General features: G+C 62.3%; 3 protein-coding genes. All 3 read left to right on the top strand.

Annotated elements, in window-relative coordinates; genetic code table 11:
- The first annotated feature begins 80 nt into the window (after positions 1–80).
- The 3 genes from AC13EK_RS22400 to AC13EK_RS22390 all read left to right on the top strand — a co-directional run bounded on the left by AC13EK_RS22400 (position 81) and on the right by AC13EK_RS22390 (position 1,981).
- A complete protein-coding gene (locus tag AC13EK_RS22400) occupies positions 81–1,169 on the top strand; it encodes an IS5 family transposase (protein WP_069336548.1) in 1,089 nt (362 codons plus the stop codon).
- A gap of 156 nt (positions 1,170–1,325) precedes the next feature.
- Positions 1,326–1,463 (top strand): hypothetical protein, encoded by a 138-nt coding sequence (locus AC13EK_RS22395; RefSeq protein WP_170828622.1) that lies wholly within the window; start codon positions 1,326–1,328, stop codon positions 1,461–1,463.
- Between the two features lie 119 nt (positions 1,464–1,582).
- Complete coding sequence (locus AC13EK_RS22390; protein ID WP_483022390.1) at positions 1,583–1,981, top strand: hypothetical protein; 399 nt, start codon at positions 1,583–1,585, stop codon at positions 1,979–1,981.
- Positions 1,982–2,031: the final 50 nt, after the last annotated feature.

Raw genomic sequence — 2,031 nt, 5'->3', positions numbered from 1 at the left:
GAAGTTGGACACCTCGAAAAACCCGTGGCGCCTGAGGGCCTGAAGTGATTCACTGCCTTTGCGCGATAGCGGAGGCGATGATGGCAGGGCAGCCGGGTTTCTTCGATCTTTCGGACCGATATGAGGCATTGAGCGCTGCGGGCGATCCGCTGGAGCGTCTGGCGGCCGTCGTGGACTTCGAGGTTTTCCGAGGACCGCTGGTAGCCGCGCTGCGCCGTAATCCTCGCGGCAAGGGTGGCCGCCCGCCGTTCGACCCGGTCCTCATGTTCAAGATCCTCGTGCTGCAGGCGCTCTACTCGCTTTCTGACGAAGCGACCGAGTTTCAGATCAAGGACCGCCTCTCGTTCCAGCGCTTTCTGGGGCTAGGCCTGGATGGCACGGTGCCCGATGCGACGACAGTGTGGCTGTTCCGGGAGCGTCTGGTGAAGGCCAGGGCCATCGACAGGCTCTTTGCCCGCTTCGATGCCGCCCTCACGGACCGGGGCTACCTCGCCATGGGCGGGCAGATCATCGATGCCACCGTTGTACCCGCCCCGAAGCAGCGGAACACCGAGGAGGAGAAGGCTGCCATCAAGGAGGGCCGGATACCCGAGCGCTGGCAGAATAACCCTGCGAAGATCCGGCAAAAGGATCGCGATGCCCGCTGGAGCGTGAAGTACACCAAGGCCAAGGTGAAGGAAGGCGCGGACCCCAAGGCCTTTAAGCCGGTCGACCTGGCCATCCCGATGTTCGGCTACAAGAACCATATCGGCATCGACCGGGCGCATGGCCTGATCCGCACCTGGGATGCCAGCGCTGCCAATGCCCACGACGGCGCGCGATTGCCGACGCTGATCAGCCGGGGCAACACGGCTTCGGGCGTATGGGCTGATACGGCCTACCGCTCGAAGAAGAACGAGGCCTTCCTCGCTAAAGGCATGTTCACCAGCCACATCCACCAGCGCAAGCCGCACCGCCGAGCGATGCCTGAGCGTATTGCACGCGCCAATGCCAAGCGGTCCGCGGTCCGCTCCGCCGTCGAGCACGTCTTTGCCGGGCAAAAGCACCGCATGGGTCTGGTGGTGCGCACCATCGGCATTGCTCGTGCCCGTATCAAGATCGGCATGACCAACCTTGCCTATAACTTCCAGCGCCTGGCCTGGCTCGAGGGGCGAATTGCGCCCGCGTGACGCCAAAGACGGCCTGTGAAGGCGCCGCACCGACGAAAATCAGCAGATCAGACCCCGAAACCAAGGCTCATACTTCCCTCTTGAGCCTTCAAGCCGCCATCATGCCGAAATCAGACGGTTCTTCGAGGTGTCCAGGTAGGTGAGCACGTCTACGACATGCCCCCGCATTTCGATACCGACACCCTCACCGGCGATTACGCCTCGTTTTTCTCGTGGCTCAAGGCCCTGCCCAACGCATCCGCCAGCGATGTCGCGGACATCGATGCCATGATCAGCGGATATGAGCCGGATTGACCGGCTTGCGCTGACGATCTTGGGAGGCCCTGACCTCCCCCACCCCCATAATTTCACCTGACCCAGCCGGGGCCTGCGTGGTTCCGGTGACGGTCGAGCTACGCCCAAGGGAATTGAACATGGAAGACTTTATCGTCGTCACGGCCGAAAATTTGGAAGCCGTTATGCAGGCCGCCGGAAGCGACCAAGCGAAGGAATTCGTGCCGGGTTGCGAAACGTGGGTTATCCGCGACGCTGATGGTGAAACCGGCCGTATGAGCCGGTGGCCCGATGGCGAGCGCGGCGCAATCCACTGGGGCGCTGACAGCCGGTGGGGCGATTGGGATGGCCACGGCAACCTTGTCATCGACGATGACGGTGAAGTGATCGACAAGACCGGGACGATCGTGCGCGCTTCGCGTCTCCAGATGATCGCCAAGATGGTTCGCGTCGGTCACGTCCGTCAATGTGGTGTAATTTCGGTGCTGGCCATCGGGCTGCATTTTCAGGCGGCCTTGGGTGTAATCTGTAGCGGCTGAACCTCCTCGGTTATGGGTGTGGCAAGGGCGGCCATGCCCTCGATCTGCAT

This window comes from Sphingobium sp. L-44 (genome assembly GCF_056859495.1).
The sequence above is the reverse complement of the archived record's forward strand: the minus strand, read 5'-3'. Positions and strand labels throughout refer to the sequence as shown.